Below are 26486 nucleotides of genomic sequence, written 5' to 3' on the forward strand. Positions count from 1 at the left end.
CAGTCCATGGGCAAGGGCACAGGCGTAGCCGTGGCCTGCGGCGCCGCGTTCGTCGGGTTCATTGTTTTCTCAATGGCCTCGCAAAGCGACAAGGGCCAGCCAAAGCGGGATGATAGCACGTTCCAGCTCGGGGATGACGTGTCGGCCGAGAAATCGGCGCGCCAGGCCGCCTCGGTTGTTGTGGGTCAGACCGATCCCAACAAGCTCGCACAGGTGGGGACTGATCCATTCGGCAACCCGATCATGGCTCCCGGTCAGGATTTGTCCGGTGCGGCGGTCCCTGCGGTGCAGGGTGGTCCCCGCGATCCGGTAGCAGAGCGTTTGGAGAAGGCCGAACAGGCGCGTCTCGCCGCGATCGAGCGCGAGCGAGCGCGCCAGGACGCTATGCGCCGTGCGCCGATCATGGCGGTTTCCCCCGCCGCTGGCGTTCCGGGTATTGGCGGCAACCCCAATGCAGGGCCTTTCAGCAATTTGCGCGTTGGAGGATCTGGCGATGACGAGGCCGGAGCCAAAGCCCCGAACGAACTGGCTCAGAAACTGAACGGGATGGACATAGCCAAAGTGTCTGCCGGTCAGCTTGGCAACCGCAATTTCCTCATCACAGCAGGAATGCAGATTCCGTGCGTCCTCCAAACGGCGATGGATTCGACCCAGCCCGGTTTGACGAGCTGCCTGATCCCACAAGATATTTGGTCGGCTAACGGCAGTGTAATCCTGATGGAGAAGGGAACGCGCGTCCTGGGTGAGTATCAGGGCGGGTTCTCGACCGGGCAAAACCGCATTTTCGTCCTGTGGAACCGGGCCATCACGCCTGCGGGTGTGTCGGTCACGCTGGGTTCGCCTGCGGCCGATCAGCTCGGCCGCGCCGGTATGGGCGGCCAGGTGGAAACCTTCTTCTGGAAGCGCTTCGGCGGCGCGCTGCTGCTGTCGATCGTCGGGGACGCCGGCAACGCTCTTGGCAATAGCGTGTCGGGCGTCGAACAGACGATCGCTGCGCCAAATGCTGCGGCGGGCATCGCAGCGCAGGACTCGCAACGCATCCGTCCACGCCTTCGCGCTCCTCAAGGCAAGGAAATGACAATCATGGTCGCGCGCGACGTGGATTTCAGCAGCGTCTACTCTTTGAGGTTGCGCCGATGATGTTCGATCAAGCCATTCTCACTCATCACCTTGAGCCGCTGCGCGCGTTGCTCGATGCCGACGCGGTTACGGAACTCGTCATCAACAAGCCCGGTGAAGTCGGCATCGAGGGGCGCAAGGGCTGGGAGTGGGTGACGGAAGAGCGTCTGTCCGTTCAATGGCTTGAAACACTGTCGAACTCGATGGCGAACTACACAAAGCAAAAGGTCGGGCCGCAAACGCCGATATGCTCCACCAGTTTGCCGACTGGCGAGCGCGTCCAGATTGTCGCACCCCCTGCCTGCGACCTCGGCAATTATTCAATCACGATCCGCAAGCCTTCGGTCAAGACGTTCGGCTTGGGTGAGCTTCATGCCGGGGGCCTGTTCGAGCATACGAAGATAGCTCGGGGCAGGTCCACGGCGGCCGACGCTGAACTGGTGGCGCTCAAGGAAAAGCAGGAATGGGCAGGGTTCCTCGAACTGGCCGTCAAAACCCGCAAGAATATCCTGATCTCCGGCGCAACCGGGTCCGGTAAGACTACGCTTTCCAAGGCGCTGATCCAGCTTATCCCGTCCGAAGAGCGATTGCTGACTATCGAGGATACGCGCGAATTGATCGTGCCGCACCGCAATGCGGTGCACATGATCTATTCCAAGGATGGGCAAGGCCAAGCCCAGGTCGGCGCAAAGCACCTCCTAGAAGCGAGCCTGCGAATGCGGCCAGACCGTATCTTGCTGCAAGAGCTGCGCGACGGGACCGCGTTCTTTTATCTGCGAAACGTCAACAGCGGCCATCCCGGTTCGATCACGACCGTTCACGCTGATTCCGCAGCGCTGGCCTTCGAGCAATTGTCGCTGCTGGTGAAGGAATCGGAAGGCGGTCGCGACCTCGAACGCAAAGACATTCTCGATCTGCTGCACCTGCTCGTTGATGTCGTTGTCCAATGCAAAAAGGTCGATGGCCGCTTTCGCGTCACTGAAATCTATTTCGAGCCGGATTTGACCGGCATGTAGGAGGGTGGCTCATGGAGCGACGGAAACTGATCGGTTACGTACTAATCGGCACCATCACGGTCCTGACCTTGGGCGGCTTGGTAGCGATCATAGGCTTGGGGCAGTTCAGGACCGATCTGAACATTTTCAAAATGCCCGAATATTTCTGGTTCTACCGCCATAATCCCGCCGTCATGGGATGGCTCGCCAAGGGGATGGGCGGTGTAGCCGCCGCTGGCGCGCTGGTCGCCTTCATGGTGTTCCTCAACCATAAGCAATCCCTTCACGGCGCTGCGCGCTGGGCCAACAGGAACGAGGCTCGCGAGGCGGGCTTGATGGACCCCAATGAAGGGTTGCTGCTCGGGCGCAGCCCAAAAACTTTCTTCCAGTCGCTATTCGGGCGTGGTGGAGATTTCATCCAGTTTAGCGGCACTGAGCATGTCTTGCTGGAAGCTCCGACGCGCGCCGGTAAAGGCGTAGGCGTCGTTATTCCCAATCTGCTGACCTGGGCGGACTCTGTTGTCGTCCTCGATGTGAAGCAGGAGAATTGGGAGAAATCTGCTGGTTGGCGCAAAAGCCTCGGCCACCAGGTTCTCCTTTTTGATCCGCTCGATCCACAAGGCCGCACCGCGCGCTATAATCCCTTCGCGCATATCAAGCGCACCGATCCGGTAGAAGTCATTGACGAGCTGCAAAAGATCGCAGCGATGCTTTGGCCGCCGCCCGCCAACGGCGAAAGCTTCTGGATGGACAGCGCGCGCACCGCGTTTCTCGGTGTGTCGGCTTATATCGCAGCAACACCGGATCTCCCTTTTACGATGGGGGAAATATACCGCAATTTCAGCGCGGGCGATGCGAAGGAGCGGTTTCCCAAGATCATCAAGGAACGACAGGTCACAGGCGATCCCCTGTCAGAAGCCTGCATTTCGGCCCTGAACGACTGGATTTCCAGCTCGGCCAATACCTTCACCGGCATTCGGCAATCCGTTTCTGCCAAGATCAATCTTTGGATCAACCCATATGTGGACGCCGCCACGTCGGAATCCGATTTTGACCTGAGAGATTTCCGGACGAAGCCGATTTCGCTCTATCTCGGCGTGTCACCGGACAACATGGAACGCATGGCAGACGTGTATAATCTGCTGTTCCAGCAACTCATTGACCTGAACGTGCGCGAGCTGCCCGATCCTGAGAAGGGCAGGCACCCCCTCAAGCTGCTGCTCCTTTTGGACGAGTTTGCCCGGCTTGGTCGCGCCAGTGTGATCGCCTCGGGCTTCTCCTACGTCGCCGGCTACGGCATTCGCCTTGTGCCGGTCATTCAGGCACGCGGCCAGCTCCGCGACGTGTACGGGCCTGACGTGACCAGCGAAATCGTCCAGAACTGCGGCGTCGAGTTGGTCTTTACGCCAAAGCACGTCGATGTGGCGAAGGAGGTATCCGAACGCCTCGGCAATTACACCTACGAGGCAAAATCCCGCTCGAAGCGGGTGTGGGATGCATTTGAGGGGTCAGTATCGACCTCCGATCAGCGCCGACCCCTAATGCTGCCGCAAGAGCTGCTGCTACTGTCTCAAGAAGAGGTGATTGTCCTTCGCGCCGGTATCCCTCCGCTCAAGGGCGGGAAGATCCGTTACTACAAAGACAAGTGGATGCTGCAAGCGTCGAAAGTCCCGCCGCCACCCGTTCGGCCGCGGCCTCTCGATCCTTCCATAGCGCGGCGTTCGCTTGCCCTGATCGAACGGGCAGAATCCCCCGAAATGACAGACGAGGAAGCATTACAGGGCGTCGATTACGGGCGGTTGGTCGGCTTCCCCATTGATGAGCTTCCCGATGATGGCGATCCGCACAAAGCCGCCGCATTCTTCGCAGCGCTCGGATTACCTGCCGACTTCACGGGCATGAATTTCGATCAGGTCGGTTCCGCCGATCCTCCCGAGGAAGAGGGCGACAACGACGCACTATCATTTCTGAAAGGAGCTAAGGGATAATGGCCGACGATAGAACCGAAAGGGCTGCATCATCCGGCAAGCCTGCTGATAGGTTGGATGGGTCACGCGATGCCGCGCGAGAGGATCGGGATCGGCGTGTTGCATCCGATTTCAGGCAAATGTCGCAAGCGGAGCGATTGGACGACAAACGCCTGAATCCTGCCGCCAAACAGGTAGCCGCAATGGATGCGGCAATTGATAAAAAGTACGGCCAGGCCACACCGGAGGCGGCAAGGATGAAGGTTGCTGCACGGGAAGCCGTTGCCCAAACGATGGAGCGCGGTGGCGAAGTACGGACGCCTCGTGTTCGAGAGGTCGAACAGCGCCGGGACGAAACGCGCGACCAGCACCGCACCGCTGCTGATAAGACCTCAAAAGATCTGGAACGATAGTCATGCGACCGACCGACCATGCCAATTCAGGACCGCTGCGGATCATCAGCGCGGAGACGAAAGGGATCGTGCTGAGCAACGGCAATGAGCAATGGTGCGAGCCATGGACCGCGATTGATGAAGTAACGGTTGGCCGGGTTTCCTTCGGCTTCAAACCCGTAGTGGTCGCGTGTGTCGGCATCGACAGTGAAAGGGTTGTTATGGTCCGTGACACCGATCCAAATTGGCGAAAGATGATGGATCAATTGCACACTGCATTGGGATGCGAGCATGTGGAGGGTTGGTTTAACGACCCCGGTATAAGCGCCAAACCACGGCTCATCTATTTACGCCAGGGCTCGTTTGAAGAACCTTAGCGGCCTCTGTGCATTACTCGGACACAGATTCACGTTAGCCCCGAATTGGTCTGTTCGGCAACCATATAGCGGTCGTGATCGAGCTGGTTTGTCGATCCCCGCAGCCGATATTGTGACGCTGGGTTCTGACCTTCGCAAAGCCGCGTGCGTGTGAAGGCCGGATGCCGGTGTGTCACAACCGACCGATTTTGACACCGCATTGCCTAATCTTTCCTATATAGGGTAGGGGGGTAAGCTATGTCTCATTTGCAAACTGATGACGCCCTTTTGAAACGCGTCCGGCGCATCGCCGGGCAAGTCACCGCGATCGAGCGAGCGCTGATTTCAGAGAAGGATTGCGCTACCACTCTTCACCTGGCTGCGGCGACGCGAGGCGCGATGACCGGCCTCATGGACGCGATTATTGAATCGCACGTTCGCGAGCATGTCGCCCGGCCCGATCTATCCGACGACGATCGCGCCGCTGGTGCGGAGCAGCTCATCGCCGCGATCCGCCGCTACTCTAAATAGGGACATCTATGGCAACGCTCCCCGCGATCAAGGGCCACACTCACGATCACGTTTTCCTCGGCTCCTCGCATGACGAAAACGCCCGGCGCACGCTCTGGGTGGTTGCACTCACAGCCGGAATGATGGTGGTCGAGATTGTCGCCGGATACCTGACCGGCTCAATGGCGCTACTCGCGGACGGGTTTCATATGGCGACACACGCGGGTGCGCTCGGCGTCACGGCTGCTGCCTACGCCTATGCCAAACGGCACGCCCGTAATCCCGCCTATAGCTTCGGCACGGGCAAGGTCGGCGATCTGGCCGGGTTCGCCTCGGCGATGGTACTCGGGCTGATCGCGCTCGGGATCGCGGTCGAATCCGTCCTGCGCCTGTTTCAGCCGATTACGGTCGCCTTCGGCGAAGCAACGATCATTGCCGTTGTTGGCCTAGGCGTGAACATCGCCAGCGCCTTCCTGCTCTCGGGCGGGCATCACCACGGACACGATTATCATCATGGGCACGATCATGGCCATGCTCACGGCACGCATGGTGGCGATAACAACATGCGCTCGGCCTATGTCCACGTCCTCGCCGACGCGCTCACCTCCGTCCTTGCCATCGCGGCGCTATTGGCCGGGCGCTATCTTGGCTGGATATGGATGGACCCAGTGATGGGCATCGTCGGCGCGGTTGTGATCGCGCGATGGTCGTGGACACTGATGCGCGACACAGCCTCGGTGCTACTCGACGCGACCGACAATCACGTTGCCGATGAAGTGCGCGAGCTGGTCGAGGCACCGGGGGATGCCCGGATTGCAGACCTCCACGTCTGGCGGGTCGGCCCGGAAGCGCACGCCGCGATCGTCAGTGTCGTATGCGGGCAAAACATAGACGGCGACGCGATCCGCGCCCGCCTGATGCCAGTCCACGAAATAGTGCATCTCACGGTCGAGTGCCGATAGGCAGCGCGCTTCACCAACACCATAACCGACAAATCATGACGCCATCATCGATTACCTCAGGCTTCCGGTAGATCGCGCGCTGCACCGAGGTGCTTCTGGATCACGGGCATGGCCGCTTGAGCCTTTGCCCGTTCAGCAAGATCGCTACCCTGCGCCGCGTAGGCGCCATGAACCTTCAGCGCTTCCTCGTGCGCGGCGATTTGCCCGCGTTTGTAGGCCGCGTTGAACTCAACGCTCGGCGTGTTCTGCAACGTGTACAGCATCTGAGACAAGGGGGCGTCCAGCGCGCTTCCGGTGTCGGAGCGGCCAACGATCTTCTGGTCTGACTTCACTCGGCTATGATGATGGACCATCTGTTGCGCGAAGGCTCGCGTAGCCTGGCTCTTCGAGCGGGTCAGCGCGAGCTGACTGGAGTCGACCTCGTACTTGCTCAATGCTTCCACGGCGCTCGAATAGCCCGTGGTTTCCAACGGTGCCGGGTTCGTGCTGATCCCGGCCTGAGCGAGGGACGGCGAGAACGGCATCGCAAAGCTCGCCATGGATAGCGCGCATAGAAATACGCCTGATAACGTCCTCATTGATCTGCTCCTGACTTACTACGGCCTTAAAATGTTCAGCCCGCAGGGCGGACGATGTTGGTCTTGTCCAGCGCGGCGCGAAGCCCGCGTGCCAGCTTACGCGCGTCATCATTGGCCCAGAAATGCATGAAGAAGAGCCGCGGCTGATCGTCCAGCATATGGTTGTGAAGCGCGGTCACCTCGATCCCGTTGGTCCGTAAAGCACGAAGCACCGGATCTACCTCGGTGGCGGTCAGCACGAAATCGCCCGTAATGGCCGCCTTTCCTCCGCCGGTCGGCTGAAAGTTGAGCGCCGTTGCCGTGCCCATCGAGGCGGGTGCAGGCATCCCGCCGTCGCTCAGCTTTTCAGCTCGGGGAAAACCGAACTGGTAGACGCCTCCGTTAGGCTTTCCCTTGCCGCCCATGATCCCGTCGATCGCGGCGGTGTCGAAGTCGAGTTTGGCATCTGCGGCCTTGGCAGGCGCGGTCATCGGTGTCCGACTCTCGGCAAGCGCGGACCGCAGGTTCTTGGCCATCTCTCCCGGATCGCCGTGCCCGCCGACATGCAGGTACATCGTCGCCGGTGAGGAACGGAGCAAATGGTTATGGAGCGCCGTCACTGTGAAGCCGCTTGCGAGCAGCTTGCTCATGACAGGGTTCACCTCGTCATGCGTCAACACGAGATCGCCCATCACCATCGCCTCTTCGCCCATCGGCATGAAGGCGAGCCAGGAACCGAGCGCCAGCGCGGGCTTGATCGCCACGCCGTCGAGCTGGACGTTCAGATCGGAGCGAGGAAACGCATAACGGCGGACCCCGTCCGGCTGCGTCGTGCCGCCCCGGCCAAGATTTTCGTCCACTGTTGCCCACCTGTTGCTGTTCGCCTGAGCTGGGGCCGGTTGCGGAGCGGTCTGGGCGACTGCCGGTCCAGCGAGCAGGGCGGCAAGCGGTAGCAACAAGTGACGCAATGCTTTTCTCCTTGGATTCGACTGGCGGGCCGCATTCGCGAATGCTCGCGACCCTATGATGTGCACCACGAATTTTCCGGACAACATTTAGCTTGTGGTGTGAAATGATACAAGTGTACGCTAGATTTATTATTGTGATACAGAATGCTGCATGACTGACGATCCACTTATGAAGCCACATGACTGGCTGCTGCTGATCCCGCAGCTACCGGCCAAGCCGGCCTATCTGCGCGTGCGGGTGTGGCGGCGCTTGCAAGCGATCGGTGCCGCTCCGCTGAAGAACGCAGTCCACGCGCTACCCCTGCGTCCCGACACGCGCGCGCTGTTTGAGGAGTTGCGAGCGGAAATCACAAACGGAGGCGGCGAGGCACTGATCCTGGAGGCGCGGCTTGTCGAAGGCATGACCGGCGCGGAACTTCGCGCCATGTTCGATGCGGCCCGCGACGCCGATTATGACGATCTGGCGCGTGAGTTACGCTCGTTGACCGAAGGCGGCGAGGTGGCCCCGGCGGATACCCGGCGGCTTAGAAAGCGTCTGGACGAGATCGCCGCGATCGACTTTTTCGGCGCGCACGGGCGACAGGCTGTCCTGGCCGCCCTCGCCGACGCAGACCGCCGCGTCCATGAACATCCGGACGTAAGCGGGACGGGCGCGCTGGAGCTGACGCCCGCGGAGCTGAAGGGCCGCACCTGGGTCACGCGCCGGCATGTCCATGTCGACCGCATCGCGTCGGCCTGGCTGATCCGCCGGTTCATCGATCCGCAAGCCAGCTTCAAGTTCGTGGACGGCAAAGGCTACGTGCCCGAGCCGGAAGAACTGCGTTTCGACATGGCAGACGCGGAGTTCACGCACGAGGGCGACCGCTGCTCCTTCGAAACACTGGTATATCGAACCGGTCTCGATGCCGACCGGGCGCTGATCGCGCTCGCCGAGATCATCCATGACCTCGACATTGCGGATGGCAAGTTCGGCCGCCCGGAAGCGGCGGGGATCGCCGCGCTGGTCAACGGCATCTGCGCGGGAACCGATGATGACGTGGAGCGGATCGCCCAAGGCTCGGGCGCGCTCGATGGTTTCCACGCGCATTTCACCAAACAACGCGGCGGACAGGGGACCGGATGATGGCACATATCGGTGATTTCGCCCCCACAAGCTCGGTCATCGGAGAAGCTCGGCCACCTGAGCTGAGCTACCCCGCGCTGTTCCTGCGCTTCCTCCGTTTCGGCATGATGGCGTTCGGTGGCCCTGTGGCGCAGATTGCCATGATCAGGCGCGAGCTGGTCGATGAGGAACGCTGGATTCCAAGCGACCGGTTCAACAAGCTCCTGGCCGTGATGCAGGTGCTGCCCGGACCGGAGGCGCATGAGCTGTGCGTCCATCTCGGCATCCGTGCCAAGGGCCGTCTGGGAGGTGTCCTCGCCGGGCTGGGCTTCATGCTGCCGGGACTTGTCCTTATGCTCGCGCTCGCCTGGGCCTATACACGGTTACCGATCCAGGGGACCGTGTTCGGCGCCATCTTCCTTGGCGTCCAAGCGGCGGTCATTGCGGCTATCGTGCGCGCCATCCACCGCATCGGCGAGCACATCCTGCTCGGGCCGTGGCTATGGGCGACCGCCATCGCAGCCGCAGTCGCGTCGCTCGCCGGGGTCAGCTTCTGGATTGTGCTTCTCGCCGCCGGTGCAGTCTATGCGCTCGGTTCGACCGGCCGTTACGCACTCGCCGCGGTCGTGGTGGCGCTCGCGATCGGCGCGGCGACCCTGACCTGGACGGGTGGCACAACCCTGGCGGGGCCGACGACCGGCGTGCGGGAATCCGCTCCTACGATGGCCGCGCTTTTCTGGGCGGGGTTGAAGGGCGGCCTGCTGACGTTCGGTGGAGCGTACACAGCAATCCCGTTCATCCGGCACGACACGGTGGGCCAAGGCTGGATGACCGATGGACAATTCCTAGATGGCCTCGGCCTGTCGGGCATTCTGCCTGCGCCGCTAGTGATCTTTGCGACCTTTGTAGGCTGGATCAGCGGCGGGCTGGCCGGTGCGCTGGCAATGACGGCCGGCATGTTCCTGCCCGCATTCGCCTTTTCGCTCCTGTTCTACGATCGCCTGGAAGCCGTCGTCGAGCACAAACGGCTCCAGCTATTCCTAGCCGGGGTGGCGGCAGGTGTTGTCGGTCTGATCGTGGTGACGGTGATCGATCTTGCCCGGACCACGGCCACGCGAACACCGAACCCGATCGCGAGCTTGCTCATCTTTGGCGTAGCGCTTGCCGTCATGTACCGCTGGAAAAGCAAGCTCGCCACGCCTGTCGTTCTGGCTATCGGGGCCGCGGTCGGAGCGTTCACCCTGACCTGATGGGATAGCGACGCCCCCTGATCTCAAGTCTGAAGCAACGTCTAAACGCATGTCCGGGTTGGAGCAGTGCATATGAAGGGTAGCAGTAAAATGGGTATGCCGAACGTCCGATATATCCCGCTTCTTCTCGCCTGTTTGGCGAGCGCGGTCATCGGCTCTCCCGCCCACGCGCAGGACGACACCCAGGCATGGGGATCGGTGATCGCCACAGGACCGGTTCGCGGCGACCTCTTTCTATGGCTCGAAGCACAGGGACGCGCGACCGATGACGTCGGGGGAGGCAGCCAGTTCATTGCACGGACCGCGATCGGCGCGAGGATAGCACACGACGCTCATGCAATCGCGGGTTACGCCTATATCCGTACCGACCCGGAAGGCGGCCGGATCACGAACGAACACAGGCTTTGGCAGCAGGTGCAATTCGCCGTCGTGCGGAATGGTAACGGGACCCCCCTCCTCATCAGTCGCACGCGGCTCGAACAGCGCATGCTGGAGGGTCGAGATGATACCGGGTGGCGGTTGCGACAGTTTGTCCGGGTGCAGGTGCCGATCGCACGCCAGGGAACAGTGCAGGCAGTCGCCTTCACCGAAGGATTTTTTAACCTGAACTCGACAAGCTGGGGTGCCCGTGACGGCGTGGACCAGTGGCGTACTTTCGTCGGAGTCGGCGTACCGGTCGCGCCCCGAATGCGATTAGAACCGGGCTACCTGAACCAGCACGTCTTTCGTCGCGGAGAAGATCGCACCAACCACGTGCTGAGCGCGACCCTTTTCGTGGCGCTTTAGCCAAGCAAGCCGGGACGCAGACGAATTGCGGTTCGGGCTGCGCCTCTTATGGGCAATCTCGCCAAGTGTCACAACCGAACGGTTATGACACCGCAACAACGAAGGCTTCTGCATCTTTCGGCTCGAAAGCAGAACCACCATTCATCGCTGTTCGCGAGCGCTTACGCCGATTTGACTTCGACGCTTTGCCGGTGTTCGGCGACGACGCGCGAAACGGTGGGTTCACGGACACCGTAAGGGCAGGCCATCTCAGCACCTGACTTGCGGCCCGAAACAACGGATTCTGCGATCTCGCGGCGCAATCTGGACGGGCGTGATGCCGCCCTATTCGCCGGGGTGAAATTACGATTCCCCAAAGAGCAAAAGGATGATTATGGCGGGCATCAATCTCGCCAGCGATTACGTCTGGTCCAATCGCCTCGATCTCGATGCCAACGGCCTCATGCCACTGCTTATCAAGCCGCTACCGTGAATCTGTGTCCGAGTAATGCACAGGGGCCTTAACCCTGATCTCCGCGATCTGTCTCACGAGGGGGCGTGCCGGCGACGGCGCGCCCCTTTTCTATGGCCTCGAGATCGCCATGCTTCTCGCGCGCTACGCGCTCGATCTGCCTGTTGCGGACGCGCTCGATCATGGACAGGTGCGTTTGCCGCTCAAGGTCGCGGAAACCTGCTGCAAGGCGAGCTGGGTCGATCTGATCCAATCGAGCCAAGTGCTCATCCATTACCGCCTTACCCATGATCGGGGGGCCATCAAGCGGGTAGTTGTCGAGGAAACGCGCGAAGGCGCGCTCCTCAAGAACATCGACGGGAAGCGGCGCTTCGGTTCCCGTGGCAAGGTAGGTCAATCCCACTGCAACGCCGATAGCGGCCAAGCTCGACGCCTGCTCATCCAGCTTCGCGGATAGCGCCTGTTGGTTCTCCATGACCGCCTGCACACCTTCGGCCAGCGTCCCGATCTGCTCAAGCAAAGCGCCCAATAGTTCGTCGTCATTCACCGGCCCGGCCCTTCCCTATCGGGATCGCGAGTGCGGTCCTGGCTGCGATCTCGATCCTTATCCTGCGCGCGATCCTTGATGGTTTTATCCATCTTGCGCTGCATAGCCTGTAGCCGCTCACGGGCGCTAGCAAGCGCACGATCGGGTGCGGCGTTGGGAGGTACGCTGTCGTTCTTCAGCTCGGCCGACTTGGCACGAATACGGTCGAATACGGTCGGTTCCCCCTCCCCTGCCCCGGCTTTGTTGTCGCTCCCTTTCAGCTCGGCAGAAACAGATTTGATCCTCCCGGTTGCCCGCTCAATCCTGTCCAGGGCGGCGGTTCGCTGTTCAGCGTCACGCTGCTGGACGCGAGCCTTAAGCCGCTCAAGCTCGCGATCGGGCGCGAAGTCCTTAGGCAGCGCATTGCCGGTACGCAGGCGCTCGATGATCTCCGCGCGGGCGTTGGCGGGCGCCGGCATAGCCTCCACAAATGCGCGAAGCGCCTTTGCTCGATCTGCCTCGGCAGAACCGCCATGAGCCTCCAATTCTGCCGCCGCACGCACATAGATTTCGCGTACCGAAACATGGTTCGCGACGGTCTTGCTCCGCTCCCTCTCGCGCTCACCAAGGCGCTGCGCGGCATCGGGCGCCTGTCCACCGATGACGGCCAATCTCCCCTTATCCGCGACTGGCTCCCCGCCACGTTCACGCATCTTTAGAACGGGCGTGGGGTCTTGCTTGGGAGGGTAGCCGCGAGCCATCCTCTTGGTGGCGTCGGCTTCAACACCACGATCCCGAAGGTTCTCCGCAAAGCGTTCACGGCACTGTTGCAGGAACTCGCGGTTAGGGTTGAACCGGCGTCCGTCATTATCACGGCCAGCTATGATAAGGTGGACATGAGGATGCGCCTCGTCGGTATGGAGGGCCATCACCCAGCGACGATTTGAAAGGTCGGTTTCAGCAAAATCGCGCACCGCCTCACGGACCTTTTCGGGGTCAGTGCCGGGAGGCATAGAGAACACCATGGCGATAGCTGTCGCACCATTGCGGCGCGCTTCGTCCGCCGTTTCCCACTGTTGCCATTCACGCGCCAGGACCATCATATCCTGTGCGCTCATCAGTTCCTTGCCCTCGCTGGTTTCGATCCCGATAGGCTCCTGATCGGACATGCCAATGCGACCGGCGTAGGTAAACGCGCCAACGGTGCTGGCCGCGCCATGGATGCGGCTAGTGATCTTCACGACGACTTGAGGCGCGCGCTTGGCAGTTCGACCAAGCTGTTCAATGGCCCGTGCGCTTCGATCTCCACGGCTGCGCGAAGCGGCACGGGCGGTACTAGAAGCGAGTTGCCCCGGCGCGCGCATCAGACTGCCTAAGTCGCGAGAGAGAGCACGGTTTCCCCGATGGTCAACCTTGCCACGCCCAGCCCCACGCGCACCCTGCACCCGCTCCAAATCCTCAAGGGTCTGATCGGAAAACTCAAAGCCGTTCACGGCTGAACCTCATCGGCGATAGGGGACGTGATGCCCCTCCCCGTCCAGTAATCAACCTCCCCTGACACGATAGCAGTAAGGGTGGCATTCGCCTCTTTGATGGTTGCCGAAAGTCGCCCCTCCATCGCGATCACATGCTGCGCAACCTGCTCGATCAAGAGCGGACTTTCTGGACGGTTGGCAGCGTTCATCGCCTTCACGGCCTGATTGAGCGAATAGCCTATAGCGCGCACCTGGCCGACGATCTTCATGATCGAACGATAGCTGCTAGGCGCGAGGCGCAGCTCGCCGGCCTTCGTCCAGAGTTGCCAACGCAATGTACGTTTGACCCATTGCGAACGGGTCATGCCCGCCTTGGCCGCGACCATATCAATGGCCGCCAGCTCGTCAGCGGGCAAACGAAGCGATAGCATCTTAGAGGCGCCTGCAACTGTCGGTACGTCTCGCACCTCGTCGGGACGAGCAGGCAAGGCATCGCGGATAGCACGGTTGATCCACTTGCTGCGTGTCATGCCTGCCGCCCTCGCCAGCATGTCGATGGCTTCCGCAATGTCGTCTTCAACTCGCAACGTCAGATGCGCCATTCTTAAGCCCCGTGCAGCGGACACCATAGAGTGCATTGTGTTACAATGCTGTCGATGGTGCTATCCTGCGAACTTCAATCTCTATCCCTTCCTTACCACTCGCATTCCCCTCCCTCAAGCAAAACCAAAAAGACGTGGACCGGGGGGTGCACTTTTTGGCAGGCGCTATCTAACCAAAGCCGATCGGAGCGCCTGGCTGGATCGTCGCAGAGAGAAAAGGAGCGGCTTCGCCGCGCGTTTCTGGAATTTGGATTTCAAAATTCAACGCATCGCAGACGGTCTGGACATTCTTCGCGACAAGAATAGAACAGTCCTGAAATGTCGGTTAGAGAAGGCGGACTAGATGCAAACTCGGCCTCGCATGTGTCGCCGTGATAGGCTGATAGTCTGGTGATGATGGCTGATCCCATCGACACAATCCCAGCTCAAACCACCCGATAGCTCGACCACAACGAAGGAATCTATCTCATGGCAAAGTCCCCTGCCCTTGAAAGCATCAAGCAAGAGCGCGTCAAACTTGAGGCTGCGCTGGCGGCCATTGTTCAGCGCGAAAAGGAGGCTGAGGACGCATTGCGCGATGCGGGCCGCCCTGTGCTTCTAGCGGCACTAGAACGTGTCAAAATTCCTGAACTGGATCGCTCGGACGCACGCGCCATTGCCGCCGCCATTGCGAAGCATGGTGCGGCGAAAGTGGCTGCGGCGTTGGGCGGATTGTCCGGAGACTAAAAGCGGCTTTCCCGGTCGCGGCGATGATACTCGCTGGCGAGGCGCGCTTGCTCGGCGGCATAGTCATAGCCCCCGGATCGGGCTTCGTGGTCCAGGTCGCCGCGACCTCCAAAGATGCTTCCGATGATGGCTAGGCCGCCATAAAGCACAATGCCCATGATAGCCGCCAAGACGGGCTGTGCCTCTCCCGCGTTCCAAGTTCCGAACAGGCAGAGGATTGCGAAAGCGATCGACATTGGGCCACGGAAGCGAACAGCCAGGATCAGCATCACAAGGCCGGTAACGACGATGAGGCCGGTAGGAAGGTCGGCAATGATGGTCGATGCGGTCATGTTCTTCTCCGTCAGCCTGCGCCCTCACCACAGACGGGCGCTGCGATGACGGGGAAGGATCAGCGAGCCGAATGACACTGGCACGCGCCCCGGTCATGATCCTTCTGGTTGGTTTCTGCAACGGCTCTGCGTCACAGTCGCCTTGCTATAGGTTCACCGGAGCAGCGTAGCGGCCAGCACATCGCGCTGGCCGCCCTCGTCTCAGTGAAGGGGATACGGCAATAGTCGATCATCCCCGCTCGTGATCCCGATCAAGCCAAGCACGTCCCTCAGAAGGATCTCTGCGAGGTTGGGATAGATCTGCCCGAGATTTACCAGATTGTCGGCTGCTCTGATCTTCTGGCCGATCTGCACGACATGCGTTGCCGGCGTCCCGATAAGCGCGACGGCTGCAAATGCGTGAGCATCGGCGGTGGCCTGGTCAATGTCGTCACCGGCAGCGGCAGCGCGGCTCACCTCGGCATGAAAGCTCGTAACTGCGGCTCGATAATCTGCAAGCACAACGGTCCAAGCTGCATCGCTCGCAGGCTGCGGATTCGGTAGGGTGGTGTCAGTCATGATTCGCAAAGCTCCAATTTTGCGGTTGTGATTAGGGCGGGGTCGCTGGTTCCAGCCAACGGCCTCGCCCGCCATTTTAGGGGTTGGCCCTGCCCTCCCCGTTCTCGTTGATCGTCATCGACGGCGCATCACTTTGCGACCGCTCGATGAGCCTCCACAAGCTCCTCGATCACCTGTGCCAAGGGAATATCGCGCGAGTTTGCCACCTCGTATATGTATTCCATCGTGGCGGGCGAGAGCTTCACCGAGAAGGGCATCGACCGCCCTGCCCCACGTTTCCGGCGCGGTGGTTCGCTGTTCTGATTGGCTCTCAGGCGATCTACCTCGCTCGCCGCGATCGGCACATTGTCGAACCCGTGACGCAGCGCGGTCTCCCTGGCGCTGTCGTCGGCCGCAGGCGTCTCCGTTGCCGTACTACGCACCGATGCCAGAGGCAGGCCCAGGTTGCGCCTCTGAGGCTTTAGCGGCTCGGTCATGCGGCTTTCTCCTGATCGGCTAAAATCGCGTCGGCCACTGCGTTCGCAAGCGCGGCCCCCTCGGCCCGCGCTTTGTCGGTGCCCGGTACTTCGTCGCGCGGAAGCTGATCCAATGTGGTGCAGTATGAAAACAGTGACTTGTAGGCGGTGCGTTCAACAAACTGGCCGATGACCGGCACCCCTGCCTCTGCGAGTTGCCCAGCAAGCGCCGCAAACTCGCGAGACTGGAACCCTGTTGAAACGCGCGTCCATAGCAGCCCGTAAGGAACACTGCGTCCGTGCTTGCTTGGGGTGTCCAGAACGACGCGCACGGTTGCGATAGCGTCCTCAACGTCCGCCGCTGATGGGTTAGCCGGGATGATGACGAAATTGGCGTGAGCGATGGCAAACGGAACAACCATGTTCGCGCTTCCCTCCACGTCGATGATGACGATTTGCGCCTCGCTCTCCGCCGCACGGATCGTTGCAACAATCGTTTCTGCCTTTGCGCTTACGACCGCGATCTGTGGACCAGTTTGACCCGCCTCGCCCCAGCGCATGACACGCTGGCGGGGATCGGCATCTATGATCCTGACGGTATAGCCCTGCTCGGCATATGCACCGGCCAACGCGATTGCCGTTGTGGATTTGCCGCAACCTCCTTTCGGGGATGCCAAGGCGATGACTGCCATTTGCTTTCCTTTACATTCATAGGATGCCCCGAACCTGCACGAGACAGCAAAGGCATTCTCTTACCATACCTGTCCTTGAAAGACTTGGAAAGCCATTTAATGCCAATGACAACCTTGCAATGCCATTTACTTGCCTGCACATTGAATTGCATGTATGTGCATGTAATTTGATTTGCATGTAATGTGATGGGCGGCACGTAGCGCCGCCCGCACACTTCAATCCTCGCCGCCGTCGCGATCGTCATCGGCGGGGCGGCCATTCTTCGCGATCACGGCCAAGCGATCAACAATCAGGTCAACGCCGTAAACGGTCTGGCCCTCGCGATCGTAGCGGGATTGGCGGATGCGACCAGTGATATGCACCAAATCGCCCTTGGCCATCTTGGCTGCGCGCTCGATATTCTTGCCGAAACAGGTGACTCGGTTCCAATGGGTATCATCCTCCCAATCGTTGCCGACCTTGCGGCCGTAGTTTGCTGCAACGTCGAGCGTTGCCACCTTTTCCTTGATCTCCGTGCTACCGATGCGACCGATGATGCGAAATTCAGCGATGTTCTGCATGTCCGTTCCTTCGTGCTGTCGTTGCTGACGCACTTTCGAGGGGAGGCCCCCTGACGCGGGCAAGCTGAAAAACGGAGGGTCCGCTTGCGGAAACCGTAGGCGCGTAGCGGTGGTTTTCTGCTTGGGGCCGAAGGTCCGATCCCGCATGAGGCAGGGGAGCCGCCCAGGTGCGTCAATCAGCAGTGACGAGCACGAGGAGACATGCTCGCTCGCACAATCATCACCGGCCTAGGTAGCTGCTCAAGGAAAGGCGATGCTTAAGGGGGGTGCGCTAAGCGAAGGGAAGGGCAGGGGGGTATTCCATGGATCAAGCCTCGACTGGTTCGGCCAGTTTCTCAGCACTGAGCCGTTTATAGATGGCCTGGCGGGTGACATTCAACAGGCCCGCGACTGCCACCACGCTCATTTTGTGAGGTTCAGCCAGCAGCGTCTTGGCCTGTTTCCATTGATCCTCATTGATCGACACAGGCCGCCCCAGCTTCTTACCAGCGCGGCGCGCTGCTTGAATCCCCGCGTTGGTGCGCTCGCGGATTACATCACGCTCAAATTGGGCAAATGCCCCAACCATATGGAAAAACAACCGGCCTGCCGGTGTCACCGTTTCGATCTGCTCCGTGAGCGATCGGAACCCGACACCAAGGCTCCCCAGCATTTCAAGCTCGATAATGAGGCCAGGGAGAGAGCGGCCTAGACGGTCGAGCCGCCAAACCATGATTTCGTCACCAGCTCGCGCGTGACGCAACATATCGCCGTATGCTGGCTTGAACACGGTGGAGCCGCTTACGCCCTTGTCCTCAAAGATCCGCTCGGCACCAGCGGCGCGCAGGGCGTCGATCTGCAACGCTAGGTTCTGCTCGCCAGTGCTGACGCGGGCATAGCCGATCTTCATACCATCACGCCTTTTGATCGGTGAAACGGACCTCGTAAGGTCCGCCGAAGGGACGGCGGGACTTGGCGACGGTGAAAGCGCCATTCTCTAGCGCCTGACGCTTGTTTGCGATCCGTTCGAGCTGCTTGGCGGCCTCCGCCGCATCGCGCTTGCGTTCGAGCCAAGGCTGACACCAGAAGAGAAACCAACCATACAGCGCCGCCAACGCAATCACGAATGCCGCCAACAGCGTCAAGGCGACTAACAATGCGTTCTCGTCGCGCGGGATGGGGTGGTGCGAGAGGTGGTAAACTATGAGCGATGCGCCGATCAAGCCGATCACCGCGAACGCCATCAAACTGCCCGATGCTATTCCAAGGATGCGGCGAGATTCAGCCGCTTCTTTGCTCGCGCTGAAATAGCGTTCCTCGCGTGCCAAGTCGGAAGCCGCCTCATTGATCGCCACAGCCTTTTGTTCTGCCTGCCGCTCGGCGGCGCGCTCGCGGCGCAGACCGCTCTTGCGCGTGTCGCTCGCCCTCTGTTGGTCTTGGGCTATGCGTTCATGGCGCTGACGATCGCGCCAGCGACGAAGTGCCGAAACGGCGCTGGGCGGTTCCTTCGTTCGTTTCATGGTCTACTCCGCGTTGCCGTTATGTTCACACTAACGCGGGAGCACCATCTGTCAACTTAATCGGATTATTTTCATATTAAGTTGTCAGCGGTCAAAATCGCCAATTTCAGCATCGCATTTCTGCGGGTTTCCGGCGATGTGGTTGTCAGTCAACTAAACCACCGTTTTGTTGTCAGACAACTGGCCTGCGTGGCCCCTAAGCCCGAAGGCAGAGGTCTACCGCTCCGCCTAAAGTGGCACTGTGCTGCGGCTTCGGCTTACCCTGCCGTAGCGACCACACCGTATAACCAGATGACCCACTTTTCCGGCTAAACTCCCCAGTTGAAGCGACAGTCCATTCGCCTTCCGTCACAAGTCTAATAACCAGCTCCGCACCATCCTCCATCTTATCAATATAAAATAGCTTCCGTCCGGCATCTTCCGTGATGAGGTGATCGCCCTTAGTGTCTAGGGCAAATACAATCTTATCAGACCACACTAGGAAGTCTGGGCTGAAGGTTTTCGTATTACCACGATCCAGAAGCGGGATGGTAAACCCTCCCTGGGATGGGTTCCTACACCAAACTTTCTTCGTCTTATCGAGAGCTTCAGCGAAGGTTTTTTCTAATCCGTTTAGATCGCTATAACCTTCATGCAGCGCATTCTTGAACCTAACCAACTTAGCCTCATCGACCGCGATGCGGTCAGGCGAATAAGGATGATCTAATGCGTTTTGCACGATAGCAGAGTTATCGACGTAGGCTTCTACCACACGCGCCGCTTGTTCTCGAAGATGGGTTGCAGCAGCACTCGTATATTCAACATGTGCATCGAACTTAGCCTGTTCGATATCACAAAGATTGATCGGACTTCTCTGTCGGTCTCCATGCGCAGGGAAAAGCTTGAGCACCTCTCTGCGAATGACCCAGCGCGCCGTAACACGGTTGCTGTGGGCCATCTCAATCCATTCTTCCGACCCGTCGGTATCCCCACCCACGTCTTGGAGCACCTGAATGCGGTTCCCTTTCCCGGCGGTATTCACACCCCCCTGACGGTAGTCCTGCGTAGCGGAGATAATTGCGTCGATGGGCGCCCTGGCGTGGGTCGAGTCGACGGAAACGGTGGGGACGAAACGCTGTTTCAGCGCAGGAAGATACGGCCTGCTGCCTGAACTTGTCTCACGCTTCACGGTCAAGGTAATGTCGGGAATATCAGAAGCCAATTTGGCGCGTATATCGGTCAATATCGCTTCGAAGACGCCTTTCTCATCCGTCCGGATATAGAAATGTGCGGTGTTCAAATTCGGCGAAGGATAGTGTTCGGCGTTAGGCTGCCTCAAAACTCGACCGACAACCTGTGTCACTTGCTCAGGGGAGCCCATCTCCTTGTCGATATACGCAAAAGCACATTCCGGATCATCCCACCCTTCCTGCAGACCCAGGTTAAAAATGATGTGTCGGAAATTACCACTGACAAAACGGTCATAATCGGCATCCCCGCCCGAAAGAAGGTTGAAGGACGGGGGAGGGGGGAACTTACCGTCAAACTTCAGGTCACAGTAAACCGCTATACTAGACGGATCGATGCCATACCCTTCAACCAAATGTCGCCAAATGAGGATCGGTCGAGCCTGCCTCTCACGAAACGGTCGAGCCGCGTCATCGCGGATAGAAACGCCATCAACCGTATTGGTAGTGCTGACGTAGATAGCCTTCGGCCGAATTGGCAATCCGAGAGCGACTGCAGATTCCTCCGCCCCCTTCATCTGCGAAAGCAGATCGTCAACGGCGCTTTCCATTGGGGTGACATAGCCACCGAGTAGAATGTGCTTCTTGACTAGACCCGAGGCCACGACATCTGAGCTTCGAACGGCAGTGATGAAGTCTGCGTCCTGCCACTTTTTGTCGCGCCTCAGCCGTTCTATTGTCGATCCCAGGGCCTCTGGAACACGCAATGTTGCACTTGCTGCAATCAGCGCGTCAGGCTCTAACTCTAGTAACAACTGGGTCTGCAAATTCGAAAGGTTGTGGCCCTCGTCATAGACGATGATGAATGGCCGCCTGCGACGCTGAGCATCCCGCCGCGCCTTCAGGAGATCCCATAATGATCGATCGGCAGCGTCAAGCTGGACGCGGTATATCTTCCGATCGCCCTCTTCTTTGTCTCGCTGAGTGAATTTGCCGACGGTAGCTACCAGTAGGAGCCCCCTGCTGGAATCCTCAACATCATCGACACGACAATCCATCAAGGGCTTAACGTCGTAGCCGCCAACCAATCCGGAGTATTTGCCATCCGCCAAATTAGCCAAGGTTTGCCATACGACAACCCGCCCCTTTGAAATCCACAGCACGACCGGCTCAATTGGCAGGCGGCTCCGAATCTGCTCAACGGTATCAGCGAGAATAAGAGTTTTCCCGCTACCGGTTATTGATGAAAGGTTCTGGTAGAATGGAACAACTTGATTGCGACGAACCGTAAGCGGGTCTTCCATATACTGGACGAACCGTTCGGTTATCTGGGTCGAAGCATCGGCCTGGAATTTAAGCAGATCCATTAGTTTGCTTCGTCCTCTTCGTTATACCTGTCGCTACTTTCGTTGAGGCCCAGATGCGAGAGAATCTTGTCGGGTATCTTCCAGAAGCGGACATTCCGGCTCTGATACACTTCATATCTGGCATACACGTTGTACGGTGGGGAAATCCCAGCCTTCTCTGCGTCTTTAAGGACACCCCGGTAGGTTTCTCGATCTAGCTGGCCGACAGGCCCGCCATTATCCCAGATTATGAAGTAGCCCTCATTCTGTTCGTTCATGCCAACAAGGTAGAGATACCGGGGGTCATCCACTCGAATTAGATTCGGGCTTCCTCGGCGGTTTGGCTCCCAATGGGAGGTGATGACGACATCAATGAGTTCGTCTTTCTTCATGGAAAGCACGGTCTTTGCGTCGATCTGCCGGGTAAGCATTCTGAACTCGAACCCTCCGCCAAGCGGATCGGCCGTTACTGTGAACTTACCCTTCCCATCAGGACGCTCGCCCGTGACGGCATTTTTGAGCCGCAGCCAGGTGAGCGACCGTGCATATTTATCACCTCTCTCAGGGCTACCCTGTTCGACCAGGATGAAGCGGCGATCACTGCCGGTATCGTTATTCAATTCTAAAACGGCGTGTCCGGTTGTTCCCGATCCACCGTAGGGGTCGAACACAAGCCCGTTCGGCGGACACCAGAGTTGGATGATCTTTTTGATAAGTCGCAGAGGCTTGACGGTCTGGAACCCGTGCCCCTTACCAACGATAGCATCCAGTTCATTAAGCCCAGCCTGTGAGTGCCCGGACTCGGCGTGGTCCCACGATTGAGCGCCTAGCAGTTCGGCGCTCTCATATTCTTCATCAGCCCAATAAGTCCATGGAATACGACCCTTAACTACTTTATCAATGTACCTCTTTACGGAAGGTCGGCCTCCACCAACTTTGCCGTTTTTTGAATCATTGAAAAAGAACAGCGGCCATGACTTCGCTTGCCGGGTAGCAATCGAGCTTTCAATAGCCTTAGTCACCGCAGCATCATCAGCGGGATCATAGCCTTTGAGGGCGACCTTGGACCCCTTGATAACAAGCGCCGGCCCACGGCGATCGCCTAAGTCACGCTCTTCATATTTGACGCCTGTAGCCTGTAGAGAAGCCCGTATTTCAGCGCGGCTTAGCCGCCAGTGATGAGACGACTTTGGCGCTACCGGAAGAGAAGCGTATTCCCCCTCTGGGTAGTGGAGTACGCCCGTATAGGGGGATTGCACCGCAAAGGAGGTAGTCGTGCGATGTTGCGGTGCGGTGGCATCTCCACCGCGCCAGCCTCCCTCGGGATCAAAATCAGTATTATCATAGCGCGCGTCCATCGCATCATCGCGTGGAAGCAAACCAGTCTTCCCTAATGAAGCATCGCGTGCGTAAACTAGAACGTACTCAGTTGCAGTAGACAGGTGATTTGTCTTCTTAGGAGAGTAGGTCTTCTGCCAATTAATGATGCCAATTCGGTTTTCTTCCCCGAAAACCTCGTCCATTAACATGCCTAGATGAAACAACTCATTGTCATCGATGCAAACCGCGATGATCCCACTCGGCTTCAGCATAGACTTCATCATCTGAAGTCTAGGCATTATTGCCTTAATCCATTTCGTATGACGTGATCCGTCATCCTTGGCTACCAAGGTTCCAAGATTTGGATCGTTTGGGTCGGTATCCCATTTGTCATTGTATCGGAACTGTTGACCCGTGTTGTATGGCGGGTCTGTTACGATCAAGTCGACCTGACCACGGTATTTATATAGCGTAACCATTGCTTGAAGGTTTTCACCTTCGACCAGCAGATTCTTCGCTTGGTCAGCAGGCTCCCCAACATGCAGCTTCGGTTCACGGCGAGTCACCCGTGGACGGACGCGCCGGGCAATCTCAACAGCGGTTCGCTTGCCATGGAACGTCAACGCGACCCCATTGCTCAGCATAGATTTTACCAGCTTTACGAGGTCTTCGCGATCGAGATGGTCAATCGCGACAGCCGGATCGCTAGGGTTGCTGCCGTTTTGGTCCATGCTTGCTACCTTCGTCTCATTCAAAATTCGTCTTTGGTCTTATGGCACCAGAGAGGAACAAAACAAGAACGTAAGCGCCTGCACCCCCCGACCTATTCCTTTAGCCACAGAGCGCCTCTGGAGAAAGGCCAAGCTCATAGCCAAAATGGTTATTCTCTAATCTGGCGTTGCTGTGGCCCTTCTGACGCTGCGCGCTCATTCGCTGAATGCGTTGCTGCGGAGGCAATGGTGAGGCATCCTCGCCAAATGGACACTGAACCTATCGGATATGAAGAATCTGCGCGCATCGTTGAAGCGTTCGCTGAAAGCGAGGAAGAGCCGCGAGTGCTTGAGCTGCTGGCGGAGCTGGCAACAGCCATTCGCGCGCGGGCATTGAACGACTGACAGGCCATGTGCAATCGCGCCCGCATGTCGAACGAGCCGGAAACGTTATGGGGTTCTGCGGCTAAACTCTTTAGTGAGCGTCCCCGTGACAACCGCTTCAGCCCGAACGAGCTGCGGCCAAAAAGCCGGAACTACGTTGTGCGCGAGCAGGACGGTGAGCGCGCCTGGGACGTGATGACGTGGGACGTGCTGGGCGGTAAGGCCAAATGGCCCATGACGAATGTCCGCAATCTAGCACTTCCCCAATGGCGCAAACTCGCTGAAAAGCCGGAAAACCGCTGCATCGTCCCTCTAACCGAGTTTTGCGAGTTCACGCCCGATAAGCATGACCTGGGCGACGGGAAGCCACCGCTCAAAGGCGAGATGTGGTTCGCCGTGCCGGAACAACCGGTGTTTGCTGTGGCGGGCTTCTGGCAACACACAGAGGCGGGCAGGGGGTTCACTATGGTGACATGCGATCCCAACGCCTTGGTTGCGCCGATTCATCCCAAAGCAATGATTACAATCCTCGATCCGGAGAACGTGGATGTCTGGCTTCGCGGCTCCTACGATGACGTGGTGCAACTCCAAATGCCGTTCGATCCGGATCAAATGACAGTACGTGGCCCGGTTTTCCCGACGCGAAGCCCTGTAGCCTAGGAGGCGGCCCGCAAACTCTATCGCTCGCGATCGTCGTCGCGACGGGGAGGGGCAGGAGGCCTATCCTTACCGTGCGCCAGGTCGGGACTGCGCTGCGGATCTCGGGCTGGAATGACGCCATGTTTTTGCAGGATCGGGGTCAGCCTCTCAATCTCGCGCTGCTTATATTGGGCCTCCTGCGGCGAAAGAGGTCGATTGCGCTCGCGCTCCACCAGCTCTCGGGCGCGAGGCTCGCCCGCGCGCGCTGGCCCGGTAAGGTCGAAGCTATGGATTACTTCGCCGCCGCGCCGGTAGACCGTGAGCCTGTCGGCAAGGCGCCCGTCCTGAATCCGGTCCAGCGTGTCGAGCATCCCGCGCAAGGCATTCTGGTGGGCCTCGGTCGTCGTCATCCGCCCGATACCCCGGCTCTCCTTCTGCGCCGCATATCGCTGCAACACTCCAAGGCTCGACATTTCGGGACTGACGGCCAGGGCTCGCGCATCGGTTCGGAACCCCGCATCCCTGAATTGCTGCAAGGTCGCCGCAACCGTCTCGGGGTTGCGCATCGTGCCTTCCACCAGAACATTGACGCGCCGCTGTGCGGCCTCGGCAATGGCTTTCTCGACCAATCGGCCAGAATCGCGGTCGGTATAGAAGGCCGCGGTTTTGTCGTCTGCGCGCTGCAAGCTCTTATAGTGAGGCAAATAGGCGCGAAGATCATCACCGATGATTTTCACCATTCCGCCACTGCCCGCAAATTCGCGGGTAGCATGGTTCTGCATGGGGGTTTTGCCGGAGCCGGGTTGCCCTCCTAGAATAATCGCGGTCGGCTGCTCGACACTCTCCGCGCCCCTGAAAAGGCGGGGAGCTACGCGGGTTTCATAGATTTTCTGTAGGGCGTCGGGTGAGAGGCTATGACGTTCTGGGTCGCGGTCCATGCTGCCTCTTAGGCAGCGATAGGGACGGCCTCGGCGGCGTCACGCGCGCGAACGATCGCGCTATATTCGGAGAGAACTTGGCGGACATTCTCGGTGTCGGTCACGTTGAGCGAGTGCATGATTGCGGTCGCCTGATCCGTCCGCATTTCGAGCCATTCGATCCGCGCCGCGCTGGGAGCGGCCCGCTCCTGCTCAAGCGCAATCTGCTCGCTATACCCGGCTATCACGTCATTGATGGCCTCAAGCGCCGCCTCGTAGGCAACCGCCTGATCTTGGGTCCACATGGGGCTAGTCTCGCCACTCATCGTCATGCCTTTCCTATAGCATCAAGTCTTGAACGAATAAAGAACGGCCTCGATCATGCGGAAGGGGCCGGTAGAGCGGAAGGCTCCACCGGCCAGCAAGACGAACAACCTTGGAGATTTCGCCTTCGTCCTCGGTTGCTCGGAAACTCATATAGCTGCGGGGGACCGAAGCCCCCCGCCATCGATCAAGCGGCCTCGTCGATCTGTTCGTGATCGTCGTCCCCCAGCTCGTCGCCCTCGTCGCCCTCATCGGCTTCATCGGCCTCCGGTTCCTCCTTGGCGGGGAGGGGTTCAACGGTTGCGCTCTCCATGAAGTCGGGGAGCCAGTTCACTGCCTCGGCAACATCGTCGGGATGAAGGCCAAGCAACTTGGCGTCCTCTTCGTCGCAATTCGCAATGCGGGCACAGAAGGCGGCGGTTTCGTTGCCCTTCATGCCCTTTGCACGATCTGACAGACCCCACGTTTCGAGAAGGGCAAGCCGGGCTTTGTTGGAGAAGGTGCTGAAAAACGCCTCGTCTAGCTCGACCGTATCGCGCCAGCGTCCAAAACCGGGCTCGGCCTCGATGCAGTTGGCAAGCTCACGCACCATGCGCGGGGTGCGACCGTCGGAGTAAACCGAAGTGGTCGCCATGAGCATGTGACCGGCGATCATCGCCGCCACCTTGTTCTTGTCCGTGGCGGGCAGATTGCGGAACAGCGCGAAGCCCTCAATCGGATCGCGAGCCGTCATCCACTCGCCCGACGCCAAGCCCTCCTTGGTGGTGAGCCACGCCGCGCGCTCGGGTCGGCTTCCGACAAGATCGTGAATCTTGGTGGTGCCATCCTCGTCATGGGGA

General features: G+C 59.3%; 29 protein-coding genes and 1 pseudogene. 13 read left to right on the forward strand and 17 right to left on the reverse strand.

What is annotated here, in order from left to right; translation table 11 throughout:
* Positions 1-6: 6 nt before the first annotated feature.
* The 7 genes from virB10 to dmeF all read left to right on the forward strand — a co-directional run bounded on the left by virB10 (position 7) and on the right by dmeF (position 6301).
* Entirely contained in the window at positions 7-1140 is a 1134-nt protein-coding gene (gene virB10 / locus KRZ98_RS08430; RefSeq protein ID WP_082679284.1) for a type IV secretion system protein VirB10, read from the forward strand.
* Complete coding sequence (virB11, locus tag KRZ98_RS08435) at positions 1140-2135, forward strand: P-type DNA transfer ATPase VirB11 (RefSeq protein ID WP_066609290.1); 996 nt, start codon at positions 1140-1142, stop codon at positions 2133-2135. Before virB10 ends, virB11 begins: the two co-directional genes overlap by 1 nt.
* An 11-nt stretch (positions 2136-2146) precedes the next feature.
* On the forward strand, positions 2147-4102 hold the full coding sequence (locus KRZ98_RS08440; RefSeq protein ID WP_217673133.1) for a type IV secretory system conjugative DNA transfer family protein: 1956 nt from the start codon (positions 2147-2149) through the stop codon (positions 4100-4102).
* Entirely contained in the window at positions 4102-4494 is a 393-nt protein-coding gene (locus tag KRZ98_RS08445; protein WP_217673134.1) for a hypothetical protein, read from the forward strand. The genes KRZ98_RS08440 and KRZ98_RS08445 overlap by 1 nt, the downstream gene beginning before the upstream one ends.
* A gap of 2 nt (positions 4495-4496) precedes the next feature.
* Complete coding sequence (locus KRZ98_RS08450) at positions 4497-4850, forward strand: hypothetical protein (RefSeq protein ID WP_217673135.1); 354 nt, start codon at positions 4497-4499, stop codon at positions 4848-4850.
* A gap of 237 nt (positions 4851-5087) precedes the next feature.
* A complete protein-coding gene (locus KRZ98_RS08455; protein ID WP_217673136.1) occupies positions 5088-5360 on the forward strand; it encodes a metal/formaldehyde-sensitive transcriptional repressor in 273 nt (90 codons plus the stop codon).
* Between the two features lie 8 nt (positions 5361-5368).
* Positions 5369-6301 (forward strand): CDF family Co(II)/Ni(II) efflux transporter DmeF, encoded by a 933-nt coding sequence (gene dmeF / locus KRZ98_RS08460; RefSeq protein ID WP_217673137.1) that lies wholly within the window; start codon positions 5369-5371, stop codon positions 6299-6301.
* A gap of 56 nt (positions 6302-6357) precedes the next feature.
* Here dmeF and KRZ98_RS08465 read toward each other — a convergent pair whose 3' ends face one another.
* A complete protein-coding gene (locus tag KRZ98_RS08465; protein ID WP_217673138.1) occupies positions 6358-6840 on the reverse strand; it encodes a DUF4142 domain-containing protein in 483 nt (160 codons plus the stop codon).
* Between the two features lie 74 nt (positions 6841-6914).
* On the reverse strand, positions 6915-7826 hold the full coding sequence (locus tag KRZ98_RS08470; protein ID WP_254798209.1) for a DUF1259 domain-containing protein: 912 nt from the start codon (positions 7824-7826) through the stop codon (positions 6915-6917).
* Between the two features lie 169 nt (positions 7827-7995).
* On the opposite strand from KRZ98_RS08470, the gene KRZ98_RS08475 reads away from it, so the two are divergent.
* The 3 genes from KRZ98_RS08475 to KRZ98_RS08485 all read left to right on the forward strand — a co-directional run bounded on the left by KRZ98_RS08475 (position 7996) and on the right by KRZ98_RS08485 (position 10964).
* Positions 7996-8949, forward strand: coding sequence for a chromate resistance protein ChrB domain-containing protein (locus KRZ98_RS08475; RefSeq protein ID WP_254798210.1), 954 nt, complete (start codon positions 7996-7998; stop codon positions 8947-8949).
* On the forward strand, positions 8946-10178 hold the full coding sequence (chrA, locus tag KRZ98_RS08480) for a chromate efflux transporter (RefSeq protein WP_217673140.1): 1233 nt from the start codon (positions 8946-8948) through the stop codon (positions 10176-10178). The genes KRZ98_RS08475 and chrA overlap by 4 nt, the downstream gene beginning before the upstream one ends.
* 90 nt (positions 10179-10268) lie before the next feature.
* A complete protein-coding gene (locus KRZ98_RS08485; protein ID WP_217673141.1) occupies positions 10269-10964 on the forward strand; it encodes a DUF2490 domain-containing protein in 696 nt (231 codons plus the stop codon).
* A gap of 500 nt (positions 10965-11464) precedes the next feature.
* Here the strand turns inward: KRZ98_RS08485 and KRZ98_RS08490 are convergent, their stop codons facing one another.
* From KRZ98_RS08490 to KRZ98_RS08500, 3 genes are read right to left on the reverse strand one after another with little or no spacing between them, the layout of a single operon-like run.
* Positions 11465-11962, reverse strand: a complete 498-nt coding sequence (locus KRZ98_RS08490; RefSeq protein ID WP_217673142.1) for a hypothetical protein — start codon at positions 11960-11962, stop codon at positions 11465-11467.
* Positions 11959-13434 carry a relaxase/mobilization nuclease domain-containing protein gene (locus KRZ98_RS08495; protein WP_217673143.1) on the reverse strand — a complete coding sequence of 492 codons (1476 nt, stop codon included), beginning with the start codon at positions 13432-13434 and terminating at the stop codon, positions 11959-11961. Before KRZ98_RS08495 ends, KRZ98_RS08490 begins: the two co-directional genes overlap by 4 nt.
* A complete protein-coding gene (locus KRZ98_RS08500) occupies positions 13431-14018 on the reverse strand; it encodes a ribbon-helix-helix domain-containing protein (protein WP_217673144.1) in 588 nt (195 codons plus the stop codon). Before KRZ98_RS08500 ends, KRZ98_RS08495 begins: the two co-directional genes overlap by 4 nt.
* Before the next feature lie 468 nt (positions 14019-14486).
* Between KRZ98_RS08500 and KRZ98_RS08505 the strand changes: the two genes are divergently transcribed.
* Positions 14487-14744: a hypothetical protein gene (locus KRZ98_RS08505; RefSeq protein WP_217673145.1), complete on the forward strand. Its 258-nt coding sequence runs from the start codon at positions 14487-14489 to the stop codon at positions 14742-14744.
* Here KRZ98_RS08505 and KRZ98_RS08510 read toward each other — a convergent pair.
* From KRZ98_RS08510 to KRZ98_RS08550, 9 genes are all read right to left on the reverse strand, one after another.
* Positions 14741-15076, reverse strand: a complete 336-nt coding sequence (locus KRZ98_RS08510) for a hypothetical protein (protein ID WP_217673146.1) — start codon at positions 15074-15076, stop codon at positions 14741-14743. The genes KRZ98_RS08505 and KRZ98_RS08510 overlap by 4 nt on opposite strands.
* A 201-nt stretch (positions 15077-15277) precedes the next feature.
* Positions 15278-15634 carry a hypothetical protein gene (locus tag KRZ98_RS08515; RefSeq protein WP_217673147.1) on the reverse strand — a complete coding sequence of 119 codons (357 nt, stop codon included), beginning with the start codon at positions 15632-15634 and terminating at the stop codon, positions 15278-15280.
* A gap of 128 nt (positions 15635-15762) precedes the next feature.
* Positions 15763-16110: a hypothetical protein gene (locus KRZ98_RS08520; protein ID WP_217673148.1), complete on the reverse strand. Its 348-nt coding sequence runs from the start codon at positions 16108-16110 to the stop codon at positions 15763-15765.
* Positions 16107-16781, reverse strand: a complete 675-nt coding sequence (locus KRZ98_RS08525) for a ParA family protein (RefSeq protein ID WP_010408950.1) — start codon at positions 16779-16781, stop codon at positions 16107-16109. Before KRZ98_RS08525 ends, KRZ98_RS08520 begins: the two co-directional genes overlap by 4 nt.
* A 216-nt stretch (positions 16782-16997) precedes the next feature.
* Complete coding sequence (locus KRZ98_RS08530; RefSeq protein ID WP_368389805.1) at positions 16998-17489, reverse strand: single-stranded DNA-binding protein; 492 nt, start codon at positions 17487-17489, stop codon at positions 16998-17000.
* A 160-nt stretch (positions 17490-17649) separates the two neighbouring features.
* Positions 17650-18231: a recombinase family protein gene (locus KRZ98_RS08535; protein WP_010408953.1), complete on the reverse strand. Its 582-nt coding sequence runs from the start codon at positions 18229-18231 to the stop codon at positions 17650-17652.
* A gap of 4 nt (positions 18232-18235) precedes the next feature.
* Positions 18236-18841, reverse strand: a complete 606-nt coding sequence (locus tag KRZ98_RS08540; protein ID WP_217673149.1) for a hypothetical protein — start codon at positions 18839-18841, stop codon at positions 18236-18238.
* Positions 18842-19037: 196 nt separating this feature from the next.
* A complete protein-coding gene (locus KRZ98_RS08545; protein ID WP_217673150.1) occupies positions 19038-21374 on the reverse strand; it encodes a DEAD/DEAH box helicase family protein in 2337 nt (778 codons plus the stop codon).
* Complete coding sequence (locus KRZ98_RS08550) at positions 21374-23404, reverse strand: site-specific DNA-methyltransferase (RefSeq protein WP_217673151.1); 2031 nt, start codon at positions 23402-23404, stop codon at positions 21374-21376. Before KRZ98_RS08550 ends, KRZ98_RS08545 begins: the two co-directional genes overlap by 1 nt.
* A gap of 246 nt (positions 23405-23650) precedes the next feature.
* On the opposite strand from KRZ98_RS08550, the gene KRZ98_RS08555 reads away from it, so the two are divergent.
* Positions 23651-23788: a hypothetical protein gene (locus tag KRZ98_RS08555; RefSeq protein WP_217673152.1), complete on the forward strand. Its 138-nt coding sequence runs from the start codon at positions 23651-23653 to the stop codon at positions 23786-23788.
* Positions 23789-23794: 6 nt separating this feature from the next.
* Positions 23795-24427: an SOS response-associated peptidase family protein gene (locus KRZ98_RS08560; RefSeq protein WP_217673153.1), complete on the forward strand. Its 633-nt coding sequence runs from the start codon at positions 23795-23797 to the stop codon at positions 24425-24427.
* Between the two features lie 17 nt (positions 24428-24444).
* Here KRZ98_RS08560 and KRZ98_RS08565 read toward each other — a convergent pair whose 3' ends face one another.
* The 3 genes and pseudogenes from KRZ98_RS08565 to KRZ98_RS08575 form a co-directional block, all read right to left on the reverse strand.
* Positions 24445-25344 (reverse strand): zeta toxin family protein, encoded by a 900-nt coding sequence (locus KRZ98_RS08565; protein ID WP_217673154.1) that lies wholly within the window; start codon positions 25342-25344, stop codon positions 24445-24447.
* 8 nt (positions 25345-25352) lie between these two features.
* Positions 25353-25628, reverse strand: a complete 276-nt coding sequence (locus KRZ98_RS08570) for a hypothetical protein (RefSeq protein ID WP_184477180.1) — start codon at positions 25626-25628, stop codon at positions 25353-25355.
* 206 nt (positions 25629-25834) lie between these two features.
* Positions 25835-26486: pseudogene (locus tag KRZ98_RS08575) on the reverse strand (chromosome partitioning protein ParB); the annotation flags it as partial.

It is taken from the genome of Sphingobium sp. AS12, assembly GCF_019097845.1.
GTDB lineage: Bacteria > Pseudomonadota > Alphaproteobacteria > Sphingomonadales > Sphingomonadaceae > Sphingobium.

Bases quoted from the DNA above. Each gene is read 5' to 3' on its own strand.
- KRZ98_RS08570 (WP_184477180.1), bottom strand. From the start codon at position 25,628: ATGTGGACCCAAGATCAGGCGGTTGCCTACGAGGCGGCGCTTGAGGCC.
- virB10 (WP_082679284.1), top strand. From the start codon at position 7: ATGGGCAAGGGCACAGGCGTAGCCGTGGCCTGCGGCGCCGCGTTCGTC.
- KRZ98_RS08500 (WP_217673144.1), bottom strand. From the start codon at position 14,018: ATGGCGCATCTGACGTTGCGAGTTGAAGACGACATTGCGGAAGCCATC.
- dmeF (WP_217673137.1), top strand. From the start codon at position 5,369: ATGGCAACGCTCCCCGCGATCAAGGGCCACACTCACGATCACGTTTTC.
- KRZ98_RS08445 (WP_217673134.1), top strand. From the start codon at position 4,102: ATGGCCGACGATAGAACCGAAAGGGCTGCATCATCCGGCAAGCCTGCT.
- KRZ98_RS08485 (WP_217673141.1), top strand. From the start codon at position 10,269: ATGGGTATGCCGAACGTCCGATATATCCCGCTTCTTCTCGCCTGTTTG.
- virB11 (WP_066609290.1), top strand. From the start codon at position 1,140: ATGTTCGATCAAGCCATTCTCACTCATCACCTTGAGCCGCTGCGCGCG.
- KRZ98_RS08545 (WP_217673150.1), bottom strand. From the start codon at position 21,374: ATGGATCTGCTTAAATTCCAGGCCGATGCTTCGACCCAGATAACCGAA.
- KRZ98_RS08510 (WP_217673146.1), bottom strand. From the start codon at position 15,076: ATGACCGCATCGACCATCATTGCCGACCTTCCTACCGGCCTCATCGTC.
- KRZ98_RS08565 (WP_217673154.1), bottom strand. From the start codon at position 25,344: ATGGACCGCGACCCAGAACGTCATAGCCTCTCACCCGACGCCCTACAG.
- KRZ98_RS08550 (WP_217673151.1), bottom strand. From the start codon at position 23,404: ATGGACCAAAACGGCAGCAACCCTAGCGATCCGGCTGTCGCGATTGAC.
- KRZ98_RS08525 (WP_010408950.1), bottom strand. From the start codon at position 16,781: ATGGCAGTCATCGCCTTGGCATCCCCGAAAGGAGGTTGCGGCAAATCC.
- KRZ98_RS08540 (WP_217673149.1), bottom strand. From the start codon at position 18,841: ATGAAACGAACGAAGGAACCGCCCAGCGCCGTTTCGGCACTTCGTCGC.
- KRZ98_RS08555 (WP_217673152.1), top strand. From the start codon at position 23,651: ATGGACACTGAACCTATCGGATATGAAGAATCTGCGCGCATCGTTGAA.
- KRZ98_RS08560 (WP_217673153.1), top strand. From the start codon at position 23,795: ATGTGCAATCGCGCCCGCATGTCGAACGAGCCGGAAACGTTATGGGGT.
- KRZ98_RS08465 (WP_217673138.1), bottom strand. From the start codon at position 6,840: ATGGCGAGCTTTGCGATGCCGTTCTCGCCGTCCCTCGCTCAGGCCGGG.
- KRZ98_RS08515 (WP_217673147.1), bottom strand. From the start codon at position 15,634: ATGACTGACACCACCCTACCGAATCCGCAGCCTGCGAGCGATGCAGCT.
- KRZ98_RS08450 (WP_217673135.1), top strand. From the start codon at position 4,497: ATGCGACCGACCGACCATGCCAATTCAGGACCGCTGCGGATCATCAGC.
- chrA (WP_217673140.1), top strand. From the start codon at position 8,946: ATGATGGCACATATCGGTGATTTCGCCCCCACAAGCTCGGTCATCGGA.
- KRZ98_RS08475 (WP_254798210.1), top strand. From the start codon at position 7,996: ATGAAGCCACATGACTGGCTGCTGCTGATCCCGCAGCTACCGGCCAAG.
- KRZ98_RS08440 (WP_217673133.1), top strand. From the start codon at position 2,147: ATGGAGCGACGGAAACTGATCGGTTACGTACTAATCGGCACCATCACG.
- KRZ98_RS08535 (WP_010408953.1), bottom strand. From the start codon at position 18,231: ATGAAGATCGGCTATGCCCGCGTCAGCACTGGCGAGCAGAACCTAGCG.
- KRZ98_RS08520 (WP_217673148.1), bottom strand. From the start codon at position 16,110: ATGACCGAGCCGCTAAAGCCTCAGAGGCGCAACCTGGGCCTGCCTCTG.
- KRZ98_RS08530 (WP_368389805.1), bottom strand. From the start codon at position 17,489: ATGCGGGATCGGACCTTCGGCCCCAAGCAGAAAACCACCGCTACGCGC.
- KRZ98_RS08505 (WP_217673145.1), top strand. From the start codon at position 14,487: ATGGCAAAGTCCCCTGCCCTTGAAAGCATCAAGCAAGAGCGCGTCAAA.
- KRZ98_RS08455 (WP_217673136.1), top strand. From the start codon at position 5,088: ATGTCTCATTTGCAAACTGATGACGCCCTTTTGAAACGCGTCCGGCGC.